Source organism: Novosphingobium sp. BL-52-GroH (assembly GCF_044813085.1).
Lineage (GTDB): Bacteria > Pseudomonadota > Alphaproteobacteria > Sphingomonadales > Sphingomonadaceae > Novosphingobium.
Map to the genome: position 1 here is coordinate 1,180,466 of NZ_CP171152.1, position 25,933 is coordinate 1,206,398.

Sequence of the window (25,933 nt, forward strand, 5' to 3'; positions counted from 1 at the left end):
CCGCCCGGTGCAGCACGCCCGTAAAGTTGCCCTAACCCCCAGCAAAGCCATTATCGCTGGCGCAGCGCGGGATTCATCGCCATCTGCGCCGCCATGGCAGCGAATCCCGTCTCCACCGGCCGCATCGGCAAAGTCCACCTCGTCGGGGCCGGCCCCGGCGATCCCGACCTGCTCACCCTGCGCGCCGCGCGGCTGCTGATGGGCGCCTCGCTGATCGTCCACGACGGGCTCGTCGATCCCGCGATCCTGGCGATGGCCCGGCCCGGCGCGCGCATGGTCTCGGTCGCCAAGAGCCGCTCGCGCCACACCATGAAGCAGGAGGAGATCAACGCCCTGCTGGTGCGCGAGGCGCTCGCCGGCAACGACGTGGTCCGTCTCAAGGGCGGCGATCCGTTCATCTTCGGCCGTGGCGGCGAGGAAGCCGAGGCCTGCCGTGCCGCGAGCGTTCCCGTCGAGGTGGTGCCCGGCATTTCCTCGGCCCTTGGAGCCGCCGCCGCCGCGCAGATCCCGCTGACCCACCGCGACCATGCCTCGATCGTCAGCTTCGTCGCCGGCCAGTGCAAGGGCCTGTCGGAGCAGGACTGGTCGGGCCTCGCCGGCAAGGGCCGCACCCTGGTGATCTTCATGGGACTCGCCACCGCCGCCGACATCACCGAGAAGCTGATGGCCGACGGCCTCGCTCCCGAAGTGCCCGTCGCGGTGATCGAGAAGGCCACGCGCGCCGACATGCGCGTGCTGCGCGCGCCGCTGGCCGGCCTTTCCGACCTTGTCGAAAGCGAGAGGGTGCAAAGCCCGGCGCTTATCGTTATCGGCGACGTCGCCGCAATCGACAGTGATTGGGCGGACAACACCATTCGCGCACTGGCGCTGGAGGCAACGAAGTGAAGATCCTGACGGGCAACGACCTGAAGTCCGGGGCGGTCATCTGGTGGACGGGCGTGGGCTGGTCGCTCGACGTCAACGAATCCGCCGACGTCGAAGACCATGGGCCCGCCATCATCGCGCGCGAGGAAGGCGTCCAGAACGTCTTCGCCGCCTATGTCGTCGATGCCGTGAAGACCGAGGAAGGCGTTCGCCCAGGCCACATCAAGGAGCGCATCCGCGCGCTGGGCCCCACCGTGCGCCCCGACCTGACGCTCAAGCCGTCCGACCCCGAAGCCGTGAACTGGGTGATCTGATGTACAAGTATGACGAATACGACCAGCAGATGGTCGAGACGCGGGTTTCCGAATTTCGCGACCAGGTCCGCCGCCGCATCTCGGGCGAGCTGACCGAGGACCAGTTCAAGCCGCTGCGCCTGCAGAACGGCCTGTACCTCCAGCTCCACGCCTACATGCTGCGCGTGGCGGTGCCCTATGGCACGCTGAGCGGGGCGCAGATGCACCTGCTGGGCGACATCGCGGACAAGTACGACCGCGGCTACGGCCATTTCACCACCCGCCAGAACATCCAGTACAACTGGATCAAGCTGGACGAGACCCCCGACATCCTCGCCGAACTGGCGACGGTCGAGATGCATGCCATCCAGACCAGCGGCAACTGCATCCGCAACATCAGCTCCGACCAGTTCGCCGGCGCCGCGGCCGACGAGATCATCGATCCGCGCCCTTACGCGGAACTGCTGCGCCAGTGGTCGAGCTTCCACCCGGAATTCCTGGTCCTGCCGCGCAAGTTCAAGATCTGCGTCATCGCGTCCGAAAAGGACCGCGCGGCGATGCGCCTGCACGACATCGGCATCAAGATGGTCCGCAATGACGCCGGCGAAATCGGCGCGCAGTTCTATGCGGGCGGCGGCATGGGCCGCACCCCGATGATCGCGCCGCTGATCCGCGACTTCGTGCCGCTCGACCAGCTCATCACCTTCTCCGAAGCGTGCCTGCGCGTCTACAACCGCTACGGCCGCCGCGACAACAAGTACAAGGCGCGGATCAAGATCCTCGTCCACGAGCTGGGCAAGGACGAGTACATCCGCCAGGTCGAGGAGGAGTTCGCGCACCTGCTCACCCAGCCGATCGAGCCCCCGCTCGCCGAGCTGGAGCGCATCAAGGCGCACTTCGTCGACCCCGCGTTCGACGCCGCCGCGCCCGACGAGCTGGACCTCACCGACCCCGACTTCCGCCTCTGGGTGGAGCGCAACACGACCGCGCACAAGCAGCCGGGCTACGTGATCGCGACCGTGTCGCTCAAGCCCGTCGGCGGCATCCCCGGCGACGCCTCGGCCGACCAGATCCGCCTCATGGCAAAGCTGGGCACGCAGTACTCGTTCGACGAACTGCGCGTCACCCACGCGCAGAACATCGTCCTGCCCCACGTCCGCAAGGCCGACCTCTACACCGTCTGGCAGGCGCTCGACGAGGCGGGCCTCGCGACCGCCAACCTCGACACCGTGGGCGACATCATCGCCTGCCCCGGCCTCGACTACTGCAGCCTCGCCAACGCCCGCTCGATCCCGCTCGCGCAGAAGATTTCGCAGCGCTTCGGCAGCCCCGAGAAGCAGGCCGAGATCGGCGAGCTGAAGCTCAAGATCTCCGGCTGCATCAACGCCTGCGGCCACCACCACGCCGGCCACATCGGCATCCTGGGCGTCGACAAGAAGGGCCTGGAAAACTACCAGCTCTCGTTCGGCGGCAGCGAAGGCGCGGACACCTCGCTGGGCAAGATCACCGGCCCCGGCTTCGACGAGGACGGCGTCGTCGACGCGGTCGAAAAGGCCACCCAGGTCTACCTCGCCAACAAGCAGGGCGAGGAACGCTTCCTCGACACCTACCGCCGGATCGGCATGGAGCCGTTCAAGGAGGCCATCTATGGTTGAAGTCCAGTTCCGCTTCCGTGACGACGAGGCCGTCAACGACCCCGCCGTTACTGTCGACAACTTCGCCGAACAGTCGAACGCCACTGCCGTGCGCATCGAGCCGGGCGACGACGCGCGCGCCCTGCTGCCCTATCTCGACCGCCTGGCGCTGGTGGAAGTCAGCTTCCCCGCCTGGACCGACGGGCGCGGCTATTCCTCGGGCCGCCTCCTGCGCGAGGCCGGCTACACCGGCGAGCTGCGTGCCGTGGGCGATGTCGTCGTCGACATGATCGCCCACTTGCGCCGCTGCGGCTTCGATGCCTTCGCGCCCGACAAGGCGCTCAACCCGGGGGACGCGCAGAACACGTTCGACCGCTGGGACAATGTCTACCAGGCCACCGTCGTCGACGGCCGCCCGGCTATCTGGGCCAAGCGCCACCCCGCAGCCTGAGCCGGACAAAAGGGACCACCCAATGCTCCGTACCGAAGCCGAAACCCGCGTTCGCGACCTCATCGACACCGGCCCCCGGTTCGTCGAGGCCGACGCGGTGCGCCTCAATCGCCTGTTCCGGGGCGCCGACACGAGCGAGATGCTCGAGACGCTGCTCAAGGAGCGCATGGCGGGCGAGGTGGCGATCGTTTCCAGCTTCGGTGCGGAGAGCGCGGTGCTGCTGCACCTCGTCGCCAGCGTGGACCCGCGGGTGCCGGTGCTGTTCCTGGAAACCGGCAAGCACTTCCCCGAGACTCTCGCCTACCGCGACCTCCTGGCCGAGCGCCTCGGCCTCCAGGACTTGCGCAACCTGACGCCCGACGCCGCCGAGATCGCCAAGAAGGACGAGAACGGACTGCGCTGGTCGTGGGACCCGGACGGCTGCTGCGAAATCCGCAAGGTCAAGCCGCTGGCCAAGGCCCTCGCCGGCTTCGACGCCTCGTTCTCGGGCCGCAAGTCGTTCCAGGCCGCGACCCGCTCCAGCCTGCCGCGCTTCGAGATCGACACCACCGACAGCCAGGGCCGCCTCAAGATCAACCCGCTGATCGACTGGTCGTCCGAACGGCTCGCCGCCTACATCGCGGAGCACGACCTGCCGGCGCATCCGCTGGTGGCGGACGGCTATCCCTCGATCGGCTGCATGCCCTGCACCAGCAAGGTCGCCCCGGGCGAGGACCCGCGCTCGGGCCGCTGGAAGGGCTGGGACAAGACCGAATGCGGGATCCACGTCCCCGGCCAGGAAGACGGCCCGGCCAGCGAGCTGCCCCCCGGGTTCGATCCGGTCTTCTAACCGCTCCCCTCAAGCCGGATGCGGCATCGTCTTGGGCACGTAGCCCAGCCGCGACAGCTCGTGCGGCAGGAAGCCGTGATCGGTCACCAGCAGCGAATCGCGCCGCAGGTCCGGGGCCGAAAGGCCGGGGATCTACAGACGAGAACGGTCATCCGGGTCCGGCGAACCGTCCCTGGGCCCTGCACGGCGCCCGACTGGCGCCCGATCAGTTGCTCCAAGCGACGCGCAAGGTGCAGTAAACGCACGCCCGCGCTCCTTCCCTGGACGCAACGGTTGTCTAGATCGAGACATGTCCCTATTTTGCAGTGCAGCATGACCGACCACAGCCAGACCACTCCCCGCCACGTCCATCCCGCGCTCGTCACCCTGGCGCTGGCGATGGGCGCCTTCGCGATCGGCACGACCGAGTTCGCCGCGATGAGCCTCGTTCCCTTCTTCGCCCGCGACCTGGGCCTGAGCGAGCCCGAGGCGGGCCATGCGATCAGCGCCTATGCGCTGGGCGTGGTGGTGGGCGCGCCGATCATCGCGGTGCTCGCCGCCAAGATCGAGCGGCGCACCCTGCTGATCGCGCTCATGGCGGTCTTCGCCGTGGGCAACGGGATGTCGGCCTTCGCCGCCAGCTATCCGCTGCTGCTGCTCTGCCGCTTCGTCAGCGGCTTGCCGCACGGCGCCTACTTCGGCATCGCCGCGCTCGTCGCCGCCTCGATGGTGCCGGCGAACAAGCGCGCGCAGTCGGTGGCGATGGTCATGTCCGGGCTGACGGTGGCGACGATCATCGGCGTGCCGGCCGCCAACTGGCTGGGCCAGGAACTGGGCTGGCGCAGCGGCTTCGGCGTCGTCGCTGGGCTCGCGTTGATTACCATGGCGCTCGTCGCGCTCTACGCCCCGGTCCAGAAGGCGGACGCTGCGGCCAGCCCCTTGCGCGAACTGGGCGCGCTGCGCCGCCCGCAAGTGCTGCTGACGCTGCTGACCGGCGCGATCGGCTTCGGCGGCCTGTTTTGCGTCTACACCTACGTCGCCTCGACGATGATCGAAGTGACCGGCGTTTCCGAGCGTCTCGTCCCCGCGGTGCTGGCGGTATTCGGCGTCGGCATGACCGTGGGCAACCTGTTCTGGGCCTGGGTCGCCGACCGTGCGCAGACCAAGGCGGCGATCTGCGCGCTGCTGTTCAGCGCCATGTCGCTGGCGCTGTTCTCGCTGCTGGCGGGGAATATCTGGACGCTGAGCCTGGTTGTCCTGCTGATCGGCTTCAGTGGCGGCCTCGGCACGATCCTGCAGACCCGCCTCATGGACGTGGCCGGCGATGCGCAGGCGCTGGCGGCGGCGGCGCATCACAGCGCCTTCAACATGGCCAATGCGCTGGGTCCCTGGCTGGGCGGCGTCGCGATTTCCGCAGGCTACGGGCTGACCTCTACCGGCTGGATCGGATCGGGTCTGGCGCTGGGCGGACTGGCGATCTTCCTCATCACCATCTCGCTCCACAAGCGCGAGACGCTGGACGCCGTGCCCGCCTGAGAGCGGGCATCGAGGTCAGGCGTCCAGGCGCAGTTCGAGGTGCATGTGGACGGCGTCGGGCGTCGTCTCCATCTCGGAGACGAAGTAGTTCTCGACCGGGATACCGTCCTCGAACAAGGGCGCGCCGTCGCCCAGCCTGCGTGCCATCAGCCGTAGCCAGATGTCGTGCGCCTCGCCGGTGCCCATCGCCGCCTTGAGCGCCCCCGCCTCTCCCACCACGAGCACCACGCGCTCGCCCGCCGCGGCCTTCGCCTCGGCGAACGCCGCCGAATACGTGTCGAGAAACCGGAAGCCGCGCATCGCCTGCACGGGGACCTCTTCGCCGACCACGAACACCGGCGTCTGGGCGGCGTAGGCCTCGCCGATCCAGCCGGTGTCACCGGAGATGTCGAAGGAGCGGCGGCTCATGACCACGGCGCCGCAAACGTCGGCCAGCCGCCCCGAGAGACCCGATCCGTGCAGGTCGCCGGGGGAAAGCACGCTCCTGCCGCGCGCATCGGCCCAGAAGCCGTCGAGGCTGGCGGCGGCATCGATGACTAGTCTGCTCATCATCCTACTCCCGGCCGACATACTACCCCAATGCGAAGCAGTCGCAACGACTCAAAGCTCGCACTTCGGGTCGGGTTGCATGCCGCCTGCCGGGGCGAGCCTCGCTCGCGACGACCCGCTTCGGCGCGAATCGGGCGCCATCCCGGATTCTTCCTCCAGTTCAGGCACTTGTCAGCCGATCATCATCAGGCTTGCATTGCCTCCCGCAGCCGTCGTGTTGATCGAGGTGGAGACCTCTTCCAGCAGCCACGCGCCGTTCGCACCGCTTGCGCGGCCGTCCCAGGCGTGGACGGGCACGATCTGCCCCGGCAGATCGGCCACCGACTCGCAGGCGGCCCGCACCGCCGCGGCGTCACCTTCCACAAGGCAGGCGGCGAACGATTCGGAAGGATCGTCGCGGAAGCGGTCGGCCACTGCGGCGGGCAGGCCTGCCGGTAGGTCCATGCCCTCGATCGTCGCGCGGTTGCCGGTCGCGAGAACGGCGGCCATCTGCCCCAGCAGCCCTTCGCGCGTCGTCGGCCGCAGCAGGATGCGACCCCGGGGATGGAGGGCGTAGAGATTGCGCTCGCCCACCGGCCCCGGCAGTTCGAGCACCGCGCCCAGCGCCGTGGCCGCGCCCAGCGCACGGGCGCTCGCGGCATCATCTCCCGCCGCCTCGAGCCAGTTCGCGAAAGCGGTCAGCAGGACCGGCGGCGTCTCCGCGACCGGAAGCACACGGGGGCCTTCCTCGACCAGCCGGCCGAGGTAGAGCGGACCGCCCGCCTTGGGCCCGGTCCCCGAAAGCCCGCGTCCCCCGAAAGGCTGGACGCCCACGATCGCGCCGATCGTGTTGCGGTTGACGTAGAGGTTGCCCGCACGGACTTGCGCGGTGACGCGCGCGACGGTTTCGTCGAGGCGGGTGTGCAGGCCGAACGTCAGGCCATAGCCGGTCGCGTTGATCGCCTCGACCAGCTTGCCCAGATCGTCGCGGCGGAAGCGGATGACGTGGAGGACGGGGCCGAAAACCTCGCGCTCCAGCTCGCTTATGGCGCCGATCTCGATGATCGTGGGGGCCACGAAGGTGCCGCGCGCGGTGTCCTCGCCGATCGCGACCTGCTGGACCCGGCACCCGCGCGCGCGCATGGCGTCGACGTGGCGCACGATACCGGCCTGCGCCTCGGCGCCGATGACCGGGCCGACGTCGACGGCGAGGCGGTCGGGGCACCCCACGCGAAGCTGCGCGAGCGCGCCCTCGAGCATCGCCAGGGTGCGGTCGGCGACGTCTTCCTGCAGGCACAGCACGCGCAATGCCGAGCAGCGCTGGCCGGCGCTGTCGAAGGCCGAGGCGATGACGTCGGCGACGACCTGCTCGGCGAGCGCGGAGCTGTCGACGATCATCGCGTTCTGCCCCCCGGTCTCGGCGATCAGCGGGATCGGACGGCCCGCAGGCGACAGGCGCGAGGAGAGCTGGCCCTGGATGAGGCGCGCGACCTCGGTAGAGCCGGTGAACATGACCGCGGCCACTTGCGGCGCGGCGACCAGCGCGGCGCCCAGTTCGCCGGCGCCCGGCAGGATCTGCAGGGCATCGGCGGGAACGCCGGCCTCGTGCAGGATGCGCACCGCCTCGGCAGCGATCAGCGGGGTCTCCTCCGCCGGCTTGGCGAGGACCGGATTGCCGGCGACGAGCGCGGCAGCGACTTGCCCGGTGAAGATCGCCAGCGGGAAGTTCCAGGGGCTGATGCACACCACCGGGCCGAGCGGAACCTGCTCCGGCCCGAAGGTCGCGCGCGCCTGCATGGCGTAGTAGCGCAGGAAGTCGATCGCCTCGCGCACTTCGGCGATGGCGTTGGCGGCGGACTTGCCGGCCTCGCGCATGGCCAGGCCCATGAGCGCCCCCATGCGTGCCTGCATGACGTCGGCCGCGCGTTCGAGCATGGCCGCCCGTTCGGCGACCGGGACGCAGGGCCAGGTCCCGGCGGCCGCGCGCGCCACCGCGGCGGCGGCATCGCCGGGTGCCGCTTCGATCACCGTGCCGACGATGTCGCCGTGGTCCGCCGGATTGCGCACGGGCAGCGCGGGCCCCTCGGCCCCTTCGGCAAGCGCCCGCCAGTCCTCCTGCGCCGAGCCCTCCAGCGCCCGCGCCAACGCGGCGAGCGCGATCTCGTCGGTGAGGTCGATGCCGTCCGAATTGCGGCGCCCCGGATAGAGGTCCGCCGGCAGCGCGATCAGGTCGTGCCGCGCGCCCGGCCGCGCCATCGCGCGCACCACCTCGACCGGATCGGCGACCAGGGCCGCGATCGGCACGCCGGGATCGGCGATGCGATTGACGAAGGAGGAGTTGGCGCCGTTCTCGAGCAGCCGACGCACGAGGTAGGCGAGCAGCGTCTCGTGGGTGCCGACCGGGGCGTAGATGCGGCAGGGGCGGTCGAGCCGGTCCTTGCCGACCACTTGCGAATAAAGCGGCTCGCCCATGCCGTGGAGGCACTGGAACTCGTACCGCCCTACCGCGAAGTCGGGCCCGGCGAGGCGATAGATCGTCGCCAGGGTCTGCGCGTTGTGCGTCGCGAATTGCGGGAACACCGCGTCGGGCGCCGCCAGCAGCCGCCGCGCGCAGGCGATGTAGGCGACGTCGGTATGGACCTTGCGGGTGTAGACCGGGAAGTCGGCGAGCCCGTCGACCTGGGCGCGCTTGATCTCGGCGTCCCAGTAGGCGCCCTTGACGAGGCGGACCATGATCCGGCGATCCGCCCGGCGGGCGAGATCGACGATCCAGTCGATCACGAAGGGGCAGCGCTTGCCGTAGGCCTGGATCACGAAGCCCAGGCCGTTCCATCCGGCAAGGTCCGGATCGAGCGCGAGGCTTTCCAGCAGGTCGAGCGACAGCTCGAGCCGGTCGGCTTCCTCGGCGTCGATGTTGAAGCCGATGCCGTAGCCACGCGCCATCACCGCCAGCGCCTTCACCGCGGGCAGCAGTTCGCCCATCACCCGCTCGGCCTGGGCGCGGGCATAGCGCGGGTGGAGCGCCGAAAGCTTGATCGAGATGCCGGGCCCCTCGTAGATGCCCCTACCCGCCGCCGCCTTGCCGATCGCGTGGATCGCGTTCTCGTAGTCGGCATAGTAGCGCGCCGCATCGGCGGCCGTGGTCGCCGCCTCGCCCAGCATGTCGTAGCTGTAGCGAAAGCCTTTCGCCTCGAGGTCCCGGGCGCGCTTGAGCGCCTCGTCGATGGTCTCGCCGGTGACGAACTGCTCGCCCATCATGCGCATGGCAAGGTCGACGCCGCGGCGGATCACCGGCTCCCCGGCGCGGGCGATCAGCCGCGTGAGCGCCGCCCCGAGGCCCCGGTCGTCGACCGAGCCGACCAGCTTGCCGGTGACCACCAGCCCCCAGGTCGCGGCGTTGACGAACAGCGACTTGCCGCCGCCCAGGTGCCCGCTCCAGTCGCCGTCGGCGATCTTGTCGCGGATCAGCGCGTCGCGGGTGGCGTGGTCGGGAATGCGCAGCAGCGCTTCGGCCAGGCACATCAGCGCCACGCCTTCCTGGCTGGACAGCGCATATTCCTGCACCAGCCCCTCGACCCCGGTGCCCTTGTGGTTGGCCAGCAGCGCCGTGACGAGCGCTATCGCCGTGGCACGGACGGCGGCACGCGTCTCGGCGGGCAGGCTGGCCGCGTCGAGCAGCGGGGCGAGGCATTCGGCCTCGTCGCGGCGTCTCGCCTCGGCGATGGCGCGACGCAAGGGCGACAGGTCGCGCACGGCGGGCGCGAAGGCGGCGAAGGGCGATGTGGTCATGACGCGAGCCTAACCGATTCGCGCTTGTCGATCCGACTTTTTAGAGGCACTCATGGGATCGATCTGACTTATTTTTATCTATTCCATAGGCAAAGAAGATGACCAAGGCCCCAAGATCGGTCGAACTGGACGACCTCGACCGCAAGATCGTCGCCGTGCTGCGCGCCGATGGGCGGATCACCGTCACCGACCTCGCCAAGGCCGTCGGCATGTCCAAGACGCCGTGCCAGGTGCGGCTGCGGCGGCTGACCGAAAGCGGCGTGATCCGGGGCTTTCGCGCGGTCGTCGATCCGGCGGCGCTGGGGCTCGACCATGTCGCCTTCGCCGAGGTCAAGCTGTCCGACACGCGCGAGACGGCGCTCCTCGAATTCAACCGGGCGGTCCAGCGCATTCCCGAAGTGGAGGAATGCCACATGATCGCCAGCAGCTTCGACTACCTGCTCAAGGTGCGCACCGCCGACATCCGCCGCTATCGCGTGGTGCTGGGCGAGAAGATCTCCAGCCTGCCGCACGTCTCCAGCACATCGACTTTCGTGGCGATGGAGACGGTGAAGGACGGCGGCGGCTGAGCGCGCCCGCCCCGCCCCGGCGATGACCTGCCCGCGTCACTGGCCCCGCACCGGGGCCCGCGATAGCACCGCTTTCAGGACATCGCAGAAAACCCAAGGAGAGAGCATGAGCACCGTTCCCGGAACCGTTCCCGGCACCATCGTCGTCACGGGAGCGGCGGGCGGCATGGGCCGGCCCGCGGCGCGGCGTTTCGCCGCGCAAGGCCGCCCGCTCCTGCTGTGCGACCTCGATGCCGACCGGCTTGCGACGCTGGCGCGCGAACTGCAGGACGCCTGCGCCGACGCCCGGATCGACGTGCTCGCCGCCGACATCGCCGCCGAGGACTTCCCCGCGCAAGTCACGGCCGCGCTCGGCGACGCGCCGCTCGCGGGCCTCGTGCATACCGCCGGCCTGTCGCCCACCATGAGCGACGGGCGGCGCATCTTCGCGGTCAACTACCACGCCACCGAGCGGCTCGTCGCCGCCCTGCTCCCGCGCTTCGCGCCCGGCGGCTGCGCGGTGCTGATCTCCTCGGTCTCGGCCTACATGCTGGCCGATCCCGTCCTGCTCGGCTCGATCCGCGATTTCGTGGCCACCGGCAATGCCGAGGGGATCGCCCGGTTCATGGACGATCCCGGGATGAGCTATGCCGTCTCCAAGCGCGCCGTCATCAATTTCGTCGAGCGCGAGGCGCCCGCCTTCGGGGCGCGGGGCTTACGCATCGCCTCGATCGCGCCCGGCTTCATCGACACTCCGATGGGCCGTGCCGAGGCGGAGGAGAACGCCCAGCTCCGCGCGATGATCGACATGGTGCCGCAGCAGCGCATGGGCCATGGCGACGAGATCGCCTCGGTCGCCGAGTTCCTCTGCTCGCCGGCCGCCTCCTACATCAGCGGCACCGACATCCGCGTCGACGGCGGCATCATCGGGCTGCTGTCGACGAAGGCGGGAGCCTGAGCGCCCGGGAACCTATCCACGTCATTCCCGCGCAGGCGACAATGACGTGGGGAAGAAGACGAGATCAGGCTCCGCGTCCGAAGTCCGTTTCCCGCTCCACCACCGTGGCGATGCGGAACGAGGCCCGGTCGAACAGGTTCCTCTCGTCCTCGACTATCTCGGCGGGCATCAGGCTGGTGGTGACGTAGGCGAGCGTGGCGCGATAGATCGCCTCGTCCTCGAACCACAGTTCGGTGATGACGTCGGGACCATCGGTGAAGGCCCCGGTTTCCGGGTGCGGCTGCGGCTCGATGTAGCGGCGGATGTAACGGCTCACCCCGCTGGCGTGCTTCCCGGCCAGGGGCGCGTGGCGGGTCTCGTAGTAGTCGCGGAAGGCCTCGGGCGAAATGTCCCCCCGGCGCTTCATGAACAGCAGGATCTTGTACGCGTCGGCCGCCATCGCGGTCCCTCCCGGTCGTTTCCCGGCAGGCGATACCACGGCGCGGGAGCACGGCCGCGCCGCCCCGGCGATAAGGGGTGGCCGGAGGGCGCGGCCGGTCAATCGCGGTCGAGGTACTTCACTTCGAGGAAGCGGCCGCGGGTCGCCAACGCGTCGATGTCGTTGCGCGACAGGTCCTCGCTCATCGCCTCGATCTGGTCGGCGATGACGGCCAGGCCGTCCACGAGCTGGTCCGAGGGGCTGGTGCCCGCCGCGCCCTGCTTGCCGCGCAGGGCGGGCGGGATGCGCGTGTAGCTGTCGACCATTGCCGGCAGGTGCTCGGTCAGCAGCTTGCGGACCTCGTGCGCCGCAGGTCCGCGCTCGTCGAGCACGGCGAGCTGCGGGGCAAGCTGTTCGAGCCGCACGCCGATGAGGTCGATCGCGTCGACCGCCGCGTTGGGCAGCGCGCGCCGCTTGCCTTCCAGCCACAGCTCGGTCGAACCGGCCAGCTCGGGCAGGCTGGCAGCGTTCAGGTCCTCGACGTGGGTGCGCGGGCTGGCGGGATAGATCGAGAGCACCACGAAGACCGCCATGCCCAGCAGCAGTGTCAGCAGCGTCGTGGTGAACGAGATCCCGCCCAGCACCAGGGCGGCGACGAGCGCGGCGATGTAGATGCCCGCCATCGCCAGGAAGGCGCGGCGCAGGCGGCGGCCGCGATGGCGCCACTGCTCCTTGCGGGCGTTGTAGAGCCGGATCGAGCGCTGTCGCCGCGCGGCGCGCACGATCTCCTGCGATACGCCGCGTTTGGTGGGGGTGGCGGGGACTTGTGCCATCGCGGGTTAGCCCAGACCCTCCAGCAGCGACCTTGCCGCCGCGTCGTCGCCTTTCGCCAGCCCTTCGGACTGGCCCTGGGCGCGGGCGATATAAGCCTTCGACTTGCCCACCTCGCCTTCGAGCGCGGTGACGGTCTGCTTCATCGAATCGAGCGCCTTGAGCTTGAAGGTGTCGATCGAATCCATCGTGTCGTAGATGTTCTGGAAGGCGCGGCTGAGCGTTTCCAACGGGATCGTCGCATTGGCGGCCTGCTCGTGGATGCGCGCGGTGTTGTCCTTGAGCATCTGGCCGGTAGCGTCGATGATGCTGGCGGTGGTGGTGTTGAGCGCGGTGATCTGTTCGAGCACCAGCTTCTGGTTCGCCATCGCCTGCGCCACCGTGACCGCAGTGCGCAGCGCCCCGACCGTGGTGGTCGAGGCCCGGTCGACGCCCTTGACCAGCTCGACGTTGTTCTTCTTGACGAGATCGAGCGCGAGGTAGCCCTGCACCGAGACCGCGAGCTGGGTCAGCAGGTCCTGCGTGCGCTGGCGGACGTAGAACAGTGCCGATTCGCGGACAGCCTTGGCCTTGGCCGGGTCGGTGTGGTCGAGATCGTTCGCCTTGTCCTCGAGCGCCTTGTCCAGCTCGCGCGACATGTAGACCATCTGCTCGAGCTTGCCGAGGGTGGCCCACAGGTTCTGCCGCTCGACGTCAATGGCGGCATTGTCCATCAGCAGCTCGTCCTTGCCGCCCTGCAGCCGCGCCAGGATCGCGCTGATGTGGCCTTGCGCGCTGGTGTAGCTGTCGAAGTAGTTGCGCAGCTTGTTGCCGAAGGGGATCACCCCGAACAGCTTGCGCGGCGCCATCAGGTTGCCCTTGCGCGAGGGATCGAGTTCCTCGACCGTGCGGCGCAGTTCGGCCAGGTCGGAGCCGACGCCCTCGTCCTTGCCCATGGCGCGCACCGGGCGATCCAGGAAGCGGTTGGAATGGCCCGCCGCCTCGGAAATCTCCTTGCGACCCATGTTGGTGATCTGGTCGACGCGGCGGCCGAACTCGGGCGAGGCGGAATCCTGCGAGACGAGGTCCTCGACGAATTCGGCGACGCGGGCCTGCAGCTTGGTCTTCGCTTCCTCGCCCACGGGGACCAGCCCCGCCGCGCGCTCGGGCTGGACGGTCGGCACCGGATCGGGCGGAGTGAGCTTGAGTTCGCCTGCGGTATCCGTGGCAGTGGTCGCCATTTTACGCCAAATCCTCGATAAAACCCGGTTGGGGCCGGAATCTATGTTCGCACCGGCCCGACTACAAGGGAAACCCGAAGCGGACGCCCGCCGGTCATCGACGAACGGCGGACGGGGATCGACGACCTTCGCGCAGCGCGCGGGGGCGGGGGGGCCGATCGGAAAGCCCTCCCCCCACTCCCCGTCACCCCGAACTCGTTTCAGGGTTCATCCCGCGGTTCCGCCCGGGAGGTCGTGCCGCCATCGGACGGGGCGGCATCCGACTGCGCACGCCTCAACCCGGCGCCAGGATCAGCATCGCATCGTCACGGGCGACCACCGCCAGCGTCAGCCCCGCCGCCCGTGCCCGCCGCGCCGCCAGGTCGGTGGGAGCGGAGATCGTCACCAGCAGCGGGCAGCCGGCACGCACCGTCTTCTCCACCAGCTCGTAGGAACAGCGCGAGGTCATCACGACGAAACCCTGCGCGGGATCGATCCCGGCGCGGGCGAGCGCGCCGACCAGCTTGTCGAGCGCGTTGTGCCGGCCCACGTCCTCGCGCAGCGCCAGCACGTCGCCCGCCTCGTCGCAGAAGGCGGCGGCGTGCGTGGCGCGGGTGAGCCGGCCCAGCGCCTGCCTTTCGCGCATCGCATCGAGACCGTGCCTGATCACCTGCGGGCTCGCTGCCGAACGGCGTCCAAGCGCGGGCAGCGGACGCAGCGCCGCCTCCACGCCCTCGATCCCGCAGATCCCGCAGGAACTGTCGCCCACCCGCCGGCGCGCGCGCTCCAGGATCGGGCCGAGGCGTTCGGGCGGCAGGGTGACGCGGGCGACGTAGCCGGTGCCCCATTCGCCGTTCTCGGTTGCGTGAATGCCCACTTCGCCCACTTCGTCGGCCAGGGCGAGCCCTTCGGCCATCAGGAAGCCGGTGACGAAATCCGCCAGGTCCAGCGGCGTCGCCATCATCACGGCATAGGCGATGCCGTTGGTTTCGATCGCGACCGGCGCCTCGACCGGTGCGGTGAGCGTGGTGGCCTCGCCGGGGGCCTCGGTGTAGTCGCTGCGGCGGGCAGCAAGGGCGACCGCGCCGGGGGTGTCGAGGTGTTCCAGCTTGCGTGCTCCTACGGCTGTCGCGCCCATGTCGGATGCAGCGCAAGGGTTGGCAAGGCACCTTCACCCGTCATGCCGGACTTGATCGGGACCGTGGGCAAATCTTTGGGCCCGCCCTCCCATTCGAGCGCCTCAGCCCCAGCTGTTGCCTGAAGTATGGCGCACGGCCCCGGATCAAGTTCGGGATGACGAAATTCGACCAGCGGCACTTGGGTGTCGCCAGTGACTGATTGTATCCAATTTTCCATCATCGCCGCAAAAGATCGCATTTTTTTGCCAAAATGAATCCAATCCGCCGATCCACATCGCCCCGCCGCTACGCCCCGGCGATGCCCCCTCGCCCGACTTGCCCACAGCCAAGGCCATTTTGCCTTGCGGGGGCCGAGGGGATTCCTCTAATGGGCGCGCCTCGTACCGGCGCCGGCACCTTGAAAAGGGCAACCGGGGTCGCCTGCCGGACGTGCCCGAGACGCTGCCTGAAAAGGGTTACCGGCCGCGCCTCGTCGCCCTATTATCTGCAGGATTGGTACGAAACCGCAATGAGTTGGCTCGACAAGGTACGCAATTCGCTCTCCGGCCTGGCGAAGCGCGACACGCCGGACACCCTCTGGATGAAGTGCCCGAGCTGCGGCGAAATGCTGTTCGCCAAGGACTTCGAGGCCAACCTCTCGGTATGCTCCAACTGCGAGCACCACGGGCGGATCGGCGCCAAGGCGCGCTTCGACCAGTTGCTCGACGCCGGCTATACGGTCCTCGCCGCTCCCCGGGTGCCCGAGAATCCGCTGCATTTCCGCGATACCAAGAAGTATCCCGACCGCCTCAAGGCCGCCCGCGCCGCCAATCCCTATCCCGATGCGCTGACCAACGCACTCGGTACGATCGAGGGCGCCAGGGCCGTGCTGGGCGTGCAGGACTTCGCCTTCATGGGCGGGTCGATGGGTATGGCGGTGGGCGAGGCCTTCGTCGCCGGTGTCAACACGGCGATCGCCGAGAACTGCGCCTACGTCATCTGCACCGCCGCCGGCGGCGCGCGCATGCAGGAGGGTATCCTCTCGCTCATGCAGATGCCCAAGACCACCGTGGCCACCCGCCGGCTTGCCGCCGCGGGCCTGCCCTACATCGTCGTCCTGACCGATCCCACGACCGGCGGCGTCACCGCCAGCTACGCCATGCTCGGCGACGTGCAGATCGCCGAACCCGGCGCGCTCATCGGCTTTGCCGGCCAGCGCGTGATCCAGGACACGATCCGAGAAAAACTCCCCGACGGCTTCCAGCGCGCCGAGTACCTCCATGCCCACGGCATGGTCGACATGGTGGTCCACCGCAAGGACCTCAAAGGCACGCTGGCCACGCTGCTCGGATACCTTGCACGAAAGGAAGTCGCGTGAATATCGATAGCGCCCTGGTTCGCGAACTCGCCGAACTGCTGGCCGAAACCGGCCTGTCCGAGATCGAGGTCGAGGACGGCGAGCGCAAGATCCGCGTCTCGCGCCAGGTGATCCAGCAGATGGCCGCCGCAGCCGCCGCTCCCGCCTATGCGCCCGGCGCCCCGGCCCCCGCCGCGCCGGCGGCCGCCCCCGCCCCGGTCGAGGCGGCGCCGGCCGCCGTGCCGGTCGACGCGGTCAAGTCGCCGATGGTCGGCACCGTCTACCTGGCCGCCGAGCCCGGTGCGCCCGACTTCATCTCGGTCGGCAAGGCGGTCAAGCAGGGCGACGTCCTGCTGATCGTCGAGGCCATGAAGGTGATGAACCAGATCGTCGCGCCCAAGTCGGGCACCGTGACCGCCATCCTCGTCGACAACCAGCAGCCGGTCGAATACGACCAGCCGCTCGTCGTGATCGGCTGAGAACGGGACTGACATGGCCATCAAGCGCCTCCTGATTGCCAACCGCGGCGAAATCGCGCTGCGCATCCATCGCGCCGCGCGCGAAATGGGCATCGAGACCGTCGCGGTGCACTCCACCGCCGACGCCGACGCCATGCACGTGCGCCTCGCCGACCATGCGGTCTGCATCGGCCCGCCGGCGGCCAAGGACAGCTACCTCAACGTCGCCGCGATCATCTCGGCCGCCGAGATCACCCAGGCCGACGCGATCCATCCCGGCTACGGCTTCCTTTCGGAGAACGCCCGCTTCGCCGAGATCGTCGAGGCGCATGGCCTCAAGTGGGTCGGCCCCAAGCCCGAGCACATCCGCACGATGGGCGACAAGGTCGAGGCCAAGCGCACCGCGGGCGCGCTGGGCTTGCCACTGGTCCCCGGCTCCGATGGCGCGATCGAGGACTTCGACGAGGCGCGCGCACTGGCCGCCGAGATCGGCTACCCGGTCATCATCAAGGCCGCGTCGGGCGGTGGCGGTCGCGGCATGAAGGTCGTGAACAACGCCGAGGAACTGGAATCGCAGATGGGCCAGGCCCGGTCGGAGGCGAAGGCCGCTTTCGGCGATGCCACCGTCTACATGGAAAAGTACCTCGGCAACCCGCGGCACATCGAGTTCCAGGTGTTCGGCGACGGCAACGGCGCGGCGGTGCACCTGGGCGAGCGCGACTGCTCGCTCCAGCGCCGCCACCAGAAGGTGCTCGAAGAGGCCCCCTCGCCGGTCATCACGCCGCAGGAGCGCGACCGCATGGGCGGCATCGTCGCCAAGGCGATGGCCGACATGGGCTATCGCGGCGCCGGCACCATCGAATTCCTCTGGGAAGACGGCGCGTTCTACTTCATCGAGATGAACACCCGCCTGCAGGTGGAGCATCCGGTGACCGAGGCGATCACCGGCGTCGACCTCGTGCGCGAGCAGATCCGCATCGCCGACGGCCAGCCGCTGGCTTTCACGCAGGACCAGATCGAGTTCAAGGGCCACGCCATCGAGTGCCGCATCAACGCGGAAGACCCCTGGACCTTCGCGCCCTCGCCGGGCCTCGTGACCAACTACCACGCGGCAGGCGGCATGAACGTGCGCGTCGATTCGGGGCTCTACGCGGGCTACCGGGTGCCTCCGTACTACGATTCGATGATCGGCAAGCTGATCGTCTCCGGGCGCACCCGCAACGGCGCGATCATGCGCCTCAAGCGCGCGCTGGAGGAAATGGTGATCGACGGGGTCAAGACCTCGATCCCGATGCACCAGGCCCTGCTGGAGGACCCCGAGTTCCAGTCGGGCGACTACACGATCAAGTGGCTGGAAGAGTGGCTCGCCAAGCGGGCGAACTGAGTTGGTGGGGCAGGCACCGCGCCCGCCCCACCCCAAACCGTCACCCTGAACTTGTTGCAGGGTCCATCGTGCCGATCGGGCGGCCGTGCGAACGGCGAAATGGATCCTGAAACACGTTCAGGATGACGTGTGAATGAGAGCATTGTGGTATCGGCCCCCGCCGACGACACGGACTGGATGAGCATGATTTCGTTCCTGGACTTCGAAAAGCCGATCGCCGAGCTGGAAGCGCGCATCGCGGAACTGCGCGCCACCGCCGACGGCAGCGACCTCGACATCGACAGCGAGATCGGCAAGCTCGAGAAGAAGAGCGCCGGCATGCTGGCGGCGACTTATGCCAAGCTCACCCCCTGGCAGAAGACGCAGGTGGCCCGCCACCCGCAGCGCCCGCACTTCCTCGACTACCTGCGCCTCATCTTCACCGATTTCGTGCCGCTCGCCGGCGACCGCGTCTATGGCGAGGACCAGGCGATCGTCGGCGGCCTCGCCACGCTGGACGGCCGCAAGGTCATGGTGATCGGCCATGAAAAGGGTCACGACACTCCCAGCCGCATCAAGCACAACTTCGGCTCGGCCAAGCCCGAAGGCTACCGCAAGGCGATCCGCCTGATGGAAATGGCGAGCAAGTTCGGCCTTCCCGTCGTCACGCTCGTCGACACCGCCGGCGCCTTCCCCGGCGTCGAGGCCGAGGAGCGCGGCCAGGCCGAGGCCATCGCGCGCTCGACCGAGGCCTGCCTTGCGCTCGGCGTGCCGATGGTCTCCGCGATCCTCGGCGAAGGCGGCTCGGGCGGCGCGATCGCCATCGCCGCGGCCAATACGGTGCTGATGCTGGAACACGCGATCTACTCGGTGATCTCGCCCGAGGGCGCCTCGTCGATCCTGTGGCGCACGTCCGACAAGGCGGCCGACGCGGCCACCGCCATGAAAGTGACCGCGCAGGACCTCCTCGCGCTCAAGGTGATCGAGGGCATCGTTCCCGAGCCCACCGGCGGCGCCCACCGCGACCCCGCCGCCACCGCGCGCGCGCTCGCCGAGGCCCTGGGCCGCGAACTGGACGCGCTCGCACCGCTGAGCGGCCCCGAACTGGTCCGCCAGCGCGAAGACCGCTTCCTGGCCATCGGGACGCTCTGATCCTCCGTGATCCCGACCTTGATCCGGGATCACGGACCCTGCCACGCCCGCTCTAAAAAACGCGGCGCCTTGTCCATTTAATGGCAATGGACGGCAACACCCCCGACCGATAATCCGATCTCCCGACAGGAACCCCGCCATGGCGGGACGGACGCGCCGCAACTGCGCAAGGGCGGTCCGGAAATGGGGTCGGGCATACATCATGAGCCTTTCAGGGCATTTCAATCTGGGCCGGACCGCGCTCGCGCTGAGCGCCCTCGTCACCGCCGCCACCGTCTACGCGGCGGCGCAGGACGAACCTGCCACCACCTCCCCGGCCGGCATGACCCGCCCGCAGCAGGCCGCCTTCGTCGAGCCGATGCTGGGCGAATACTGCTCGCGCTGCCACAACGACATCGACAGGATCGCCGACCTTTCGGTGGAGGACCTCAAGGCCGACGACTTGCGCACCGGCCGCAACGCCGAGGCCTGGGAGAAGATCCTGCGCCGCGTCGCCGCGGGCGAGATGCCGCCCCACGGCAAGACCCAGCCAGCGCCGGACATGCGCGCCTCCTTCGTCAACTGGCTCGACACCTCGCGCGCCGGCTATCTCGCCGCCAACCCCGATCCCGGCCGCTCGACCATCCGGCGCCTCAACCGCGTCGAATACGCCAACGCGGTGCGCGACCTGCTCGCCCTCGACGTCGACTTCAGCCGCGAACTGCCGGCCGACAACTCCGGCTTCGGGTTCGACAACATCGCCGACGTGCTCAGCGTCTCGCCCACGCTGATGGAGCGCTACGTCGCGGTCGCCGGGAAAGTCGGCCGCCTCGCGACCGGGCTCACCAGCCGGCGCGAGATCGTGACGACCTGGCAGGTGCCCAAGGACGGTTCGGTGCAGAACTCGGGCGTCCCCGCCTGGAACGAGCGTGCCGGCGCCGACCTGCCGCTGGCCTCGCGCGGCGGCTACGCGCAGCGCTACTACGCCCGCCACGACGGCACGTACGAGATCGCCGCCTGGCTCAATTCGAACAGCAACAACGAGACCGACCGCATGGTCGAGGACAAGGTGTCGCTGCGCCTGCCGATGAAGGCCGGCTCGCACCTCGTCGCGCTCTCGTTCCGCCGCACCCGCGCCCCGTCCGAGGCGGTGCAGGTGCTGCACAACGACACCGACAAGGTGCCGCTGCCGCTCGATCCACCCAGGATGCTCCCGCTCGACGTGTGGGTGGACGGCAAGCTGGCCAGGACGCTGAGCGTGCCCAGCTACCGCATGCACCAGCGCTATTCGCAACAGAACTTCCCGCGCGACGTGCTGCAGGTCGACGTTGCCGGGCCGTTCGACGCGCAGGGCATCCCCGACACCCCCAGCCGCCGCGCCGTCTTCATCTGCAACCCCCGCAAGGCGAGCGAGGAGGAGGCCTGCGCCACCCGCATCGTTTCCACTCTCGCCCGCCGCGCCTGGCGGCGCCCCGTGGGTGGTTTCGACGTCGCCCCGCTCATGCGCATCTACGCTTCCGAGCGGAAGGCGTCCGACTTCGCGCACGGTGTCGAAGCCGCGCTGGAGGCGATCCTCGTCTCGCCCGAATTCCTGTTCGTGGTGGAGCGCGATGCGCAAGGCGCGATGCCGGGCAGCGTCACCCGTATCTCCGATCTCGAACTCGCCACGCGCCTGTCGCTGTTCCTGTGGAGTTCGATCCCCGACGACCACCTCCTCGGCCTCGCGGAGCAGGGCAAGCTCAGCCGGCCCGCCGTGCTCGACGCCGAGATCGCGCGCATGCTCGCCGACCCGCGCGCGCAGGCGCTGACCACCAACTTCGCCGGGCAGTGGCTGTACTTGCGCAACCTCGACCAGCAGCGCCCCGACATCGAGGTGTTCCCCCGGTTCGACACCCGCCTCAAGGCCGCGATGGCGACCGAGACCGAGATGTTCTTCGCCCAGGTCCTGCGCGCCAACCGCCCGGTGCTCGACTTCATCTCGGCCGACTACACCTTCCTCAACCAGCGCCTCGCCGAGCACTACGGCATCCCCGGCGTCTCGGGCCCCGCGTTCCGCCGCGTCGCCCTCGACCCTGCGTGGCATCGCGGCGGCCTGCTGGGGCAGGCGAGCATCCTCACCGTCACGTCCTACGGCAACCACACCAGCGTCGTGAAGCGCGGCAAGTGGATCCTCGACAACATGCTCGCCGCCGCCCCGCCCCCGCCGCCGCCGGACATCCCCGCGCTCAAGACCGAGCACGACGGCCGCCAGCTCACCGCGCGCCAGCAGCTCGAAATGCACCGCACCAACCCGACTTGCGCCGCCTGCCACGTCAAGATGGACCCGCTCGGCTTCAGCCTCGAGAATTTCGACGCGGTAGGCGCCTGGCGCACCCTCGATGCCGGCCAGCCGATCGACGCGGCGGCAACGATGCCAGACGGCGCCGGCTTCGAAGGCATCACCGGCCTCCAGCGCATCCTCCTCGACCGCAAGGACGAGTTCACCCGTGCCTTCACCGAGCGGCTGATGACTTATGCGCTGGCAAGGGGCCTCGGCGCCAACGACATGCCGGCGGTCCGGGCCATCGCCGCCGGTGCCGCCGCCGACCAGTACCGCATCCAGTCCATCGTGCGCGGCATCGCCACCAGCCCCGCCTTCACCCTGCGCCGCGTGCCCGAGCGCTTCAAGGCCGCCGATTTCGGTGCAAACGACAGGAGGCTCCTGAAGTGAGAGTGACCCGCCCCGCCCTCTCCCGCCGCACTCTGCTGCGCGGTGCCGGTGCCGCGATGGCCTTGCCGTTCCTCGAGGCGATGATGCCGAGCGCCCGCGCCGCCGACGTGGACTCGCGGCCCAGGCGCCTCCAGGTGTTCTATTCGCCCAACGGCATGACGATGCCCGGCTTCCAGCCGACCGCGACCGGCACCGACTTCGTCCTGCCGCCGACGCTGGAACCGCTCGGCGTCCACCGCGAGCACATCGCCGTCATCAGCGGCCTCGGGCACCCGCAGGCCGCCGCCATGGGCGACCGTCCCGCCGGCCACGGCCGCTCGTGCCCGGCCTTCCTCACCGGCGCCCACGCCCGGCAGACCGAAGGCCCGGACATCCGCGCCGGGATATCGATGGACCAGGTCTTCGCCGCGCACCTGGGCGACGCCACGCCGCTCACCTCGCTGGAACTGGGCATCGACCAGGCGAGCCTGCTGGGGTCTTGCGACATCAACTACTCGTGCGCCTATACCAACGGCATCTCGTGGCTCACCCCCACCGTGCCGCTGCCGGTCGAGGCCAATCCACGCGCGGTGTTCGAGCGGCTGTTCGGCGACGGCGACGTGGGCGACGAGGCGGGCCGCATCGCCCAGTTGCGCCGCCAGTCATCGATCCTCGACTTCGTGATGGAGGACACCCGGCGGCTTTCCGACCAGCTCGGCATGGCCGACCGCCACAAGCTCGACGAATACCTCGACGCCACCCGCGCGATCGAGAAGCGCATCCAGCGCAGTGCCGCATCGCCCGCCACCGCCCAGGCCGCCGACCTCAGGCAGCCCGCCGGCATCCCCGGCGACTTCGCCGAGCACGTGAAGCTGATGATCGACCTCCAGGTCCTCGCCATGCAGGCCGACGTGACGCGCGTGGGCACGTTCATGATCGGGCGCGAGCTGTCGAACCGCACCTATCCCGAGATCGGCGTGCCCGATTCGCACCACATGCTCAGCCACCACGGCAACAACCCCGAGAAGATGGCGCAGCTTGCGAAGATCAACCGCTACCACATGGAGTTCTTCGCCTATTACCTCCAGCGCATGAAGGAGACCCGCGACGGCGAAGGCTCGCTGCTCGACCGCACGCTGGTGATCCGCGGCTCGGCCTTCGGCGATTCGAACGAGCACGACTACATGGACCTGCCGGTGGTCGTCGCCGGCGGCCTGGTGAAGGGCGGGCGCCACGTCCGGGTCGAAAAGGGCACCAGCATGTCGAACCTGATGCTGGCCGGGCTCAACGCTCTGGGCGTGCCCGCGACAAGCTTCGGGGACAGTACCGGCCCCTTGCGGGAACTGACCGATGCGTAGAGATCCCATGCGCCAAGAGACGTCGTCCCGGGCTCCCGGATCGGGCCCGGGACGAGGTATCCCCATTGCCGTCGCAACCCTCCTGGCGACCGTCACCGTCCCGGCCCATGCCGACACGCTGGCCGAGGCCATCACCGCCGGCGACATCCCCGGCGCGACCGCCGCGCTGGTGGCCGGCACCAGCCCGAACGAACCGCTGGCCTACGGCGAAAGCCCCTTGGCCCGCGCCATCGAGACGCAGGAACCGGCGATGGTAGCCCTGCTCCTCGCGCACGGCGCCAGACCCGATACCGCCGACGCCGAGGGCCTCACCCCCCTTTCCCTCGCCTGCGAGCGCGGCAGCGAGGCGATCGTCGGCCAGCTTCTCGACGCGCGTGCCGACGTGCGCAAAGCCGGCCCCGACGGTTCCACGCCGCTGGCCGTCTGTGCCCGCTACTCCACCGCCGGCACTGTCGCGCGGATGCTGGCGAGAGGCGCGAAGCCAGACGCGCTCGACCAACGCGGCCAGACACCGCTGATGTGGGCGGCCTCGGCCGGCAACCTCGGCGCGATCGCGGACCTGCTGGCAGCCGGCGCCAGGGTAGAGCGTGTCACGAAGGAACGCTTCACGCCGCTGTTCTTCGCGATCGCCAGCGGATCAGGCGAGGCCACCCGCGCCCTGATCGATGCCGGCGCCAATGCCGCCCATCGCGGCCCGGAGAACACCAGCGCCCTCCAGCTCGCGCTGTACCAGAAGAACTGGCGCGCCGCCGAACTGCTCGCCGTGCGCGGCAACGTCGATTTCGCCGAGCGCGACCGCAACGGCCAGCAACCTCTGCACGCGGCGGCCGCAGGCGGGGACGAGGCGCTGGTCGCGCTCCTGCTCGCGCATGGCGCTGACGCCAACGGGCTGACCGGCCCCTCGCGCATCAAGTGGGTGACCGAAGCCAACTTCGGCATGCCGCCCGCGCCCGTGCCGCCCACGCCGCCGCTGCTGATAGCGGCGCAGGCCGGGCAGGTCGCGGTGATGAAGCGGCTCGTCGCGGGCGGCGCCAACCCGGCCTTCGTGGCGGATAACGGGGTCAACGTGGTCCTCGCCGCCGCCTCGGGCCGGAGCGTCGCTGCGCTGGAGGAGGCGCTCGCGCTCGCGCCGGACGCCAACGTCGCCGACGACAAGGGCAACACGCCGCTCCATCTCGTGCTGGGTGGCCCGATGCACGGGCAGCTCGCGCCGATGCTGCGCGTGCTTGCCGCCCGCGGTGCAAGGCCCGATGTCGCGAACGGCAAGGGCACCACCCCTGCGCAGATCGCCGAGGGCGGGCTTGCGACGGTAAAAGCAGTCTACGATCAAGTCTTTGGCCAAAAGGGCACGCCCGTGTTAGCGAGTGCCCATCCTTGATTCACATAACCCGAACGGGATCGACAAAACCATGACGCTTTCGAAACACCTCTCCCTTGCCGTCCTCGGCATGTCCGCCGCCCTCGTCGCCGTGACGAGCACCGTAGCCAGCACCGGCGCCATCGCCGCATCGACCGCCGCCACGGCGGTCACCACCCGCCAGGCCAATTTCAAGAAGATGGGCGGGGCGATGAAGGTCCTCAAGGACCAGATCGCCAGCGGCACGATCGACAAGCCCGCCGCCGTCGCCGCCGCGAAAACGCTGGCCGCCACGGGCCGCGCGCAAGGGGCCCTCTTCCCCAACGGCAGCGGCGCATCCTCGGGCGTCAAGACCGATGCCCTGCCTGCCATCTGGACCAACCGCACCGGCTTCGACGGCCAGATGAAGGCGTTCATCGCCCAGGCCGACAAGCTGGTCCTCGCCGCCCAGACCGGCAATGCCGATGCCGTCGGCGCGCAGTTCAAGGCCGTGGGCGGCACTTGCGGCTCGTGCCACAAGCAGTTCCGCGCCGACAACTGAGACAGCGACCATGAGCAAGCCCTCCGCCACCGCCCGTGTCTGGGACCCGACCGTGCGCCTGTTCCACTGGCTGCTCGTCGTGCTCATCGCGTTCTCGTGGTGGAGCGGCGAGCAACACGACATGGAGCGGCACCGCCTGTCGGGCTACGCGATCCTCGCGCTGCTGGTGTTCCGGGTGTTCTGGGGCTTCGCCGGCCCCCACACCGCGCGCTTTTCCAGCTTCGTGCGCGGGCCCGGGGCGGTGATCGCCTATGCCCGGCGCCTCGGCAGCCGCCAGGGCCATGCCGCGCACGGGCACAACCCGCTGGGTGGCTGGAGCGTCGTCGCCATGCTGGTGGTGATCGCGGTGATGGTGGTGGCCGGGCTGTTCTCGGTCGACGTCGACGGGTTGGAATCCGGCCCGCTGGCGGACTACGTCTCGTTCGACCAGGGCCGCTCCGCCGCCGAACTGCACGAAACCGTGTTCAACGCGATCCTCGCGCTGGTGGCGCTGCACGTCGTCGCGGTGGGTTTCTACCTCGTGTGGAAGCGCCAGAACCTCGTCCGGCCGATGATAACCGGCCGGCGCAAGGCCGAGGGCAGTGACGCCGCGGCCGAATTGCACTGGTCCCCGGTGTTGGCGCTGGTGGGCGTGGTCTTGGCGGTTGCCGTGGCCTGGGCTGTCTCGACGGGCTTTCGTTTCTGACAACCGTCCATCCCGGACT

At 69.3% G+C, this 25,933-nt stretch carries 23 protein-coding genes; 17 read left to right on the forward strand and 6 right to left on the reverse strand.

What is annotated here, in order from left to right; all coding sequences use genetic code 11:
* The first annotated feature begins 93 nt into the window (after positions 1-93).
* The 6 genes from cobA to ACFFDA_RS18225 all read left to right on the forward strand — a co-directional run bounded on the left by cobA (position 94) and on the right by ACFFDA_RS18225 (position 5,586).
* On the forward strand, positions 94-885 hold the full coding sequence (gene cobA / locus ACFFDA_RS18200) for a uroporphyrinogen-III C-methyltransferase (RefSeq protein ID WP_404482193.1): 792 nt from the start codon (positions 94-96) through the stop codon (positions 883-885).
* Positions 882-1,178, forward strand: coding sequence for a DUF2849 domain-containing protein (locus ACFFDA_RS18205; protein ID WP_404482194.1), 297 nt, complete (start codon positions 882-884; stop codon positions 1,176-1,178). Before cobA ends, ACFFDA_RS18205 begins: the two co-directional genes overlap by 4 nt.
* Positions 1,178-2,812 carry a nitrite/sulfite reductase gene (locus tag ACFFDA_RS18210; protein WP_404482195.1) on the forward strand — a complete coding sequence of 545 codons (1,635 nt, stop codon included), beginning with the start codon at positions 1,178-1,180 and terminating at the stop codon, positions 2,810-2,812. The genes ACFFDA_RS18205 and ACFFDA_RS18210 overlap by 1 nt, the downstream gene beginning before the upstream one ends.
* Complete coding sequence (locus tag ACFFDA_RS18215; RefSeq protein WP_404482196.1) at positions 2,805-3,242, forward strand: DUF934 domain-containing protein; 438 nt, start codon at positions 2,805-2,807, stop codon at positions 3,240-3,242. The genes ACFFDA_RS18210 and ACFFDA_RS18215 overlap by 8 nt, the downstream gene beginning before the upstream one ends.
* Before the next feature lie 22 nt (positions 3,243-3,264).
* Positions 3,265-4,071 carry a phosphoadenylyl-sulfate reductase gene (locus tag ACFFDA_RS18220; RefSeq protein WP_404482197.1) on the forward strand — a complete coding sequence of 269 codons (807 nt, stop codon included), beginning with the start codon at positions 3,265-3,267 and terminating at the stop codon, positions 4,069-4,071.
* 312 nt (positions 4,072-4,383) lie between these two features.
* The gene (locus ACFFDA_RS18225; protein WP_404482198.1) at positions 4,384-5,586 is read left to right on the forward strand and encodes an MFS transporter; all 1,203 of its coding nucleotides are present in this window, start codon (positions 4,384-4,386) and stop codon (positions 5,584-5,586) included.
* A gap of 15 nt (positions 5,587-5,601) precedes the next feature.
* Here the strand turns inward: ACFFDA_RS18225 and ACFFDA_RS18230 are convergent, their stop codons facing one another.
* Both ACFFDA_RS18230 and putA read right to left on the reverse strand, forming a co-directional pair.
* Positions 5,602-6,138: a riboflavin biosynthesis protein RibD gene (locus ACFFDA_RS18230; protein WP_404482199.1), complete on the reverse strand. Its 537-nt coding sequence runs from the start codon at positions 6,136-6,138 to the stop codon at positions 5,602-5,604.
* Between the two features lie 168 nt (positions 6,139-6,306).
* The gene (gene putA / locus ACFFDA_RS18235; protein WP_404482200.1) at positions 6,307-9,903 is read right to left on the reverse strand and encodes a trifunctional transcriptional regulator/proline dehydrogenase/L-glutamate gamma-semialdehyde dehydrogenase; all 3,597 of its coding nucleotides are present in this window, start codon (positions 9,901-9,903) and stop codon (positions 6,307-6,309) included.
* 98 nt (positions 9,904-10,001) lie between these two features.
* Here putA and ACFFDA_RS18240 point away from each other — a divergent pair, with 98 nt between their 5' ends.
* Entirely contained in the window at positions 10,002-10,472 is a 471-nt protein-coding gene (locus tag ACFFDA_RS18240; protein WP_404482201.1) for an Lrp/AsnC family transcriptional regulator, read from the forward strand.
* 106 nt (positions 10,473-10,578) lie between these two features.
* Positions 10,579-11,409: an SDR family NAD(P)-dependent oxidoreductase gene (locus ACFFDA_RS18245; protein ID WP_404482202.1), complete on the forward strand. Its 831-nt coding sequence runs from the start codon at positions 10,579-10,581 to the stop codon at positions 11,407-11,409.
* 64 nt (positions 11,410-11,473) lie between these two features.
* Here the strand turns inward: ACFFDA_RS18245 and ACFFDA_RS18250 are convergent, their stop codons facing one another.
* The 4 genes from ACFFDA_RS18250 to fdhD form a co-directional block, all read right to left on the reverse strand.
* A complete protein-coding gene (locus ACFFDA_RS18250) occupies positions 11,474-11,848 on the reverse strand; it encodes an EthD domain-containing protein (RefSeq protein ID WP_404482203.1) in 375 nt (124 codons plus the stop codon).
* Positions 11,849-11,946: 98 nt separating this feature from the next.
* Positions 11,947-12,660 (reverse strand): hypothetical protein, encoded by a 714-nt coding sequence (locus ACFFDA_RS18255; protein ID WP_404482204.1) that lies wholly within the window; start codon positions 12,658-12,660, stop codon positions 11,947-11,949.
* 6 nt (positions 12,661-12,666) lie between these two features.
* Positions 12,667-13,878 carry a toxic anion resistance protein gene (locus ACFFDA_RS18260; protein WP_404482205.1) on the reverse strand — a complete coding sequence of 404 codons (1,212 nt, stop codon included), beginning with the start codon at positions 13,876-13,878 and terminating at the stop codon, positions 12,667-12,669.
* Between the two features lie 274 nt (positions 13,879-14,152).
* Positions 14,153-14,995 (reverse strand): formate dehydrogenase accessory sulfurtransferase FdhD, encoded by an 843-nt coding sequence (gene fdhD / locus ACFFDA_RS18265; protein WP_404482206.1) that lies wholly within the window; start codon positions 14,993-14,995, stop codon positions 14,153-14,155.
* Between the two features lie 509 nt (positions 14,996-15,504).
* Here fdhD and accD point away from each other — a divergent pair.
* From accD to ACFFDA_RS18310, 9 genes are all read left to right on the forward strand, one after another.
* Positions 15,505-16,353, forward strand: coding sequence for an acetyl-CoA carboxylase, carboxyltransferase subunit beta (gene accD / locus ACFFDA_RS18270; RefSeq protein ID WP_404482207.1), 849 nt, complete (start codon positions 15,505-15,507; stop codon positions 16,351-16,353).
* Positions 16,350-16,811, forward strand: coding sequence for an acetyl-CoA carboxylase biotin carboxyl carrier protein (gene accB, locus ACFFDA_RS18275; RefSeq protein ID WP_404482208.1), 462 nt, complete (start codon positions 16,350-16,352; stop codon positions 16,809-16,811). Before accD ends, accB begins: the two co-directional genes overlap by 4 nt.
* Before the next feature lie 13 nt (positions 16,812-16,824).
* Positions 16,825-18,174: an acetyl-CoA carboxylase biotin carboxylase subunit gene (accC, locus tag ACFFDA_RS18280; protein WP_404482209.1), complete on the forward strand. Its 1,350-nt coding sequence runs from the start codon at positions 16,825-16,827 to the stop codon at positions 18,172-18,174.
* Between the two features lie 183 nt (positions 18,175-18,357).
* A complete protein-coding gene (locus ACFFDA_RS18285) occupies positions 18,358-19,305 on the forward strand; it encodes an acetyl-CoA carboxylase carboxyltransferase subunit alpha (RefSeq protein WP_404482784.1) in 948 nt (315 codons plus the stop codon).
* A gap of 202 nt (positions 19,306-19,507) precedes the next feature.
* On the forward strand, positions 19,508-21,994 hold the full coding sequence (locus ACFFDA_RS18290) for a DUF1592 domain-containing protein (protein WP_404482210.1): 2,487 nt from the start codon (positions 19,508-19,510) through the stop codon (positions 21,992-21,994).
* Positions 21,991-23,331 (forward strand): DUF1552 domain-containing protein, encoded by a 1,341-nt coding sequence (locus ACFFDA_RS18295; protein ID WP_404482211.1) that lies wholly within the window; start codon positions 21,991-21,993, stop codon positions 23,329-23,331. Before ACFFDA_RS18290 ends, ACFFDA_RS18295 begins: the two co-directional genes overlap by 4 nt.
* Before the next feature lie 7 nt (positions 23,332-23,338).
* A complete protein-coding gene (locus ACFFDA_RS18300; protein ID WP_404482212.1) occupies positions 23,339-24,709 on the forward strand; it encodes an ankyrin repeat domain-containing protein in 1,371 nt (456 codons plus the stop codon).
* Between the two features lie 31 nt (positions 24,710-24,740).
* A complete protein-coding gene (locus tag ACFFDA_RS18305; protein WP_404482213.1) occupies positions 24,741-25,229 on the forward strand; it encodes a c-type cytochrome in 489 nt (162 codons plus the stop codon).
* A gap of 10 nt (positions 25,230-25,239) precedes the next feature.
* On the forward strand, positions 25,240-25,914 hold the full coding sequence (locus ACFFDA_RS18310) for a cytochrome b/b6 domain-containing protein (protein ID WP_404482214.1): 675 nt from the start codon (positions 25,240-25,242) through the stop codon (positions 25,912-25,914).
* The last annotated feature ends 19 nt before the right edge of the window (positions 25,915-25,933 follow it).

Coding starts and splice junctions, on each gene's coding strand:
- cobA (WP_404482193.1), top strand. CDS start 94: ATGGCAGCGAATCCCGTCTCCACCGGCCGCATCGGCAAAGTCCACCTC.
- ACFFDA_RS18210 (WP_404482195.1), top strand. CDS start 1,178: ATGTACAAGTATGACGAATACGACCAGCAGATGGTCGAGACGCGGGTT.
- ACFFDA_RS18215 (WP_404482196.1), top strand. CDS start 2,805: ATGGTTGAAGTCCAGTTCCGCTTCCGTGACGACGAGGCCGTCAACGAC.
- ACFFDA_RS18220 (WP_404482197.1), top strand. CDS start 3,265: ATGCTCCGTACCGAAGCCGAAACCCGCGTTCGCGACCTCATCGACACC.
- ACFFDA_RS18225 (WP_404482198.1), top strand. CDS start 4,384: ATGACCGACCACAGCCAGACCACTCCCCGCCACGTCCATCCCGCGCTC.
- ACFFDA_RS18230 (WP_404482199.1), bottom strand. CDS start 6,138: ATGATGAGCAGACTAGTCATCGATGCCGCCGCCAGCCTCGACGGCTTC.
- putA (WP_404482200.1), bottom strand. CDS start 9,903: ATGACCACATCGCCCTTCGCCGCCTTCGCGCCCGCCGTGCGCGACCTG.
- ACFFDA_RS18240 (WP_404482201.1), top strand. CDS start 10,002: ATGACCAAGGCCCCAAGATCGGTCGAACTGGACGACCTCGACCGCAAG.
- ACFFDA_RS18245 (WP_404482202.1), top strand. CDS start 10,579: ATGAGCACCGTTCCCGGAACCGTTCCCGGCACCATCGTCGTCACGGGA.
- ACFFDA_RS18250 (WP_404482203.1), bottom strand. CDS start 11,848: ATGGCGGCCGACGCGTACAAGATCCTGCTGTTCATGAAGCGCCGGGGG.
- ACFFDA_RS18255 (WP_404482204.1), bottom strand. CDS start 12,660: ATGGCACAAGTCCCCGCCACCCCCACCAAACGCGGCGTATCGCAGGAG.
- ACFFDA_RS18260 (WP_404482205.1), bottom strand. CDS start 13,878: ATGGCGACCACTGCCACGGATACCGCAGGCGAACTCAAGCTCACTCCG.
- fdhD (WP_404482206.1), bottom strand. CDS start 14,995: ATGGGCGCGACAGCCGTAGGAGCACGCAAGCTGGAACACCTCGACACC.
- accD (WP_404482207.1), top strand. CDS start 15,505: ATGAGTTGGCTCGACAAGGTACGCAATTCGCTCTCCGGCCTGGCGAAG.
- accC (WP_404482209.1), top strand. CDS start 16,825: ATGGCCATCAAGCGCCTCCTGATTGCCAACCGCGGCGAAATCGCGCTG.
- ACFFDA_RS18285 (WP_404482784.1), top strand. CDS start 18,358: ATGATTTCGTTCCTGGACTTCGAAAAGCCGATCGCCGAGCTGGAAGCG.
- ACFFDA_RS18290 (WP_404482210.1), top strand. CDS start 19,508: ATGAGCCTTTCAGGGCATTTCAATCTGGGCCGGACCGCGCTCGCGCTG.
- ACFFDA_RS18300 (WP_404482212.1), top strand. CDS start 23,339: ATGCGCCAAGAGACGTCGTCCCGGGCTCCCGGATCGGGCCCGGGACGA.
- ACFFDA_RS18305 (WP_404482213.1), top strand. CDS start 24,741: ATGACGCTTTCGAAACACCTCTCCCTTGCCGTCCTCGGCATGTCCGCC.
- ACFFDA_RS18310 (WP_404482214.1), top strand. CDS start 25,240: ATGAGCAAGCCCTCCGCCACCGCCCGTGTCTGGGACCCGACCGTGCGC.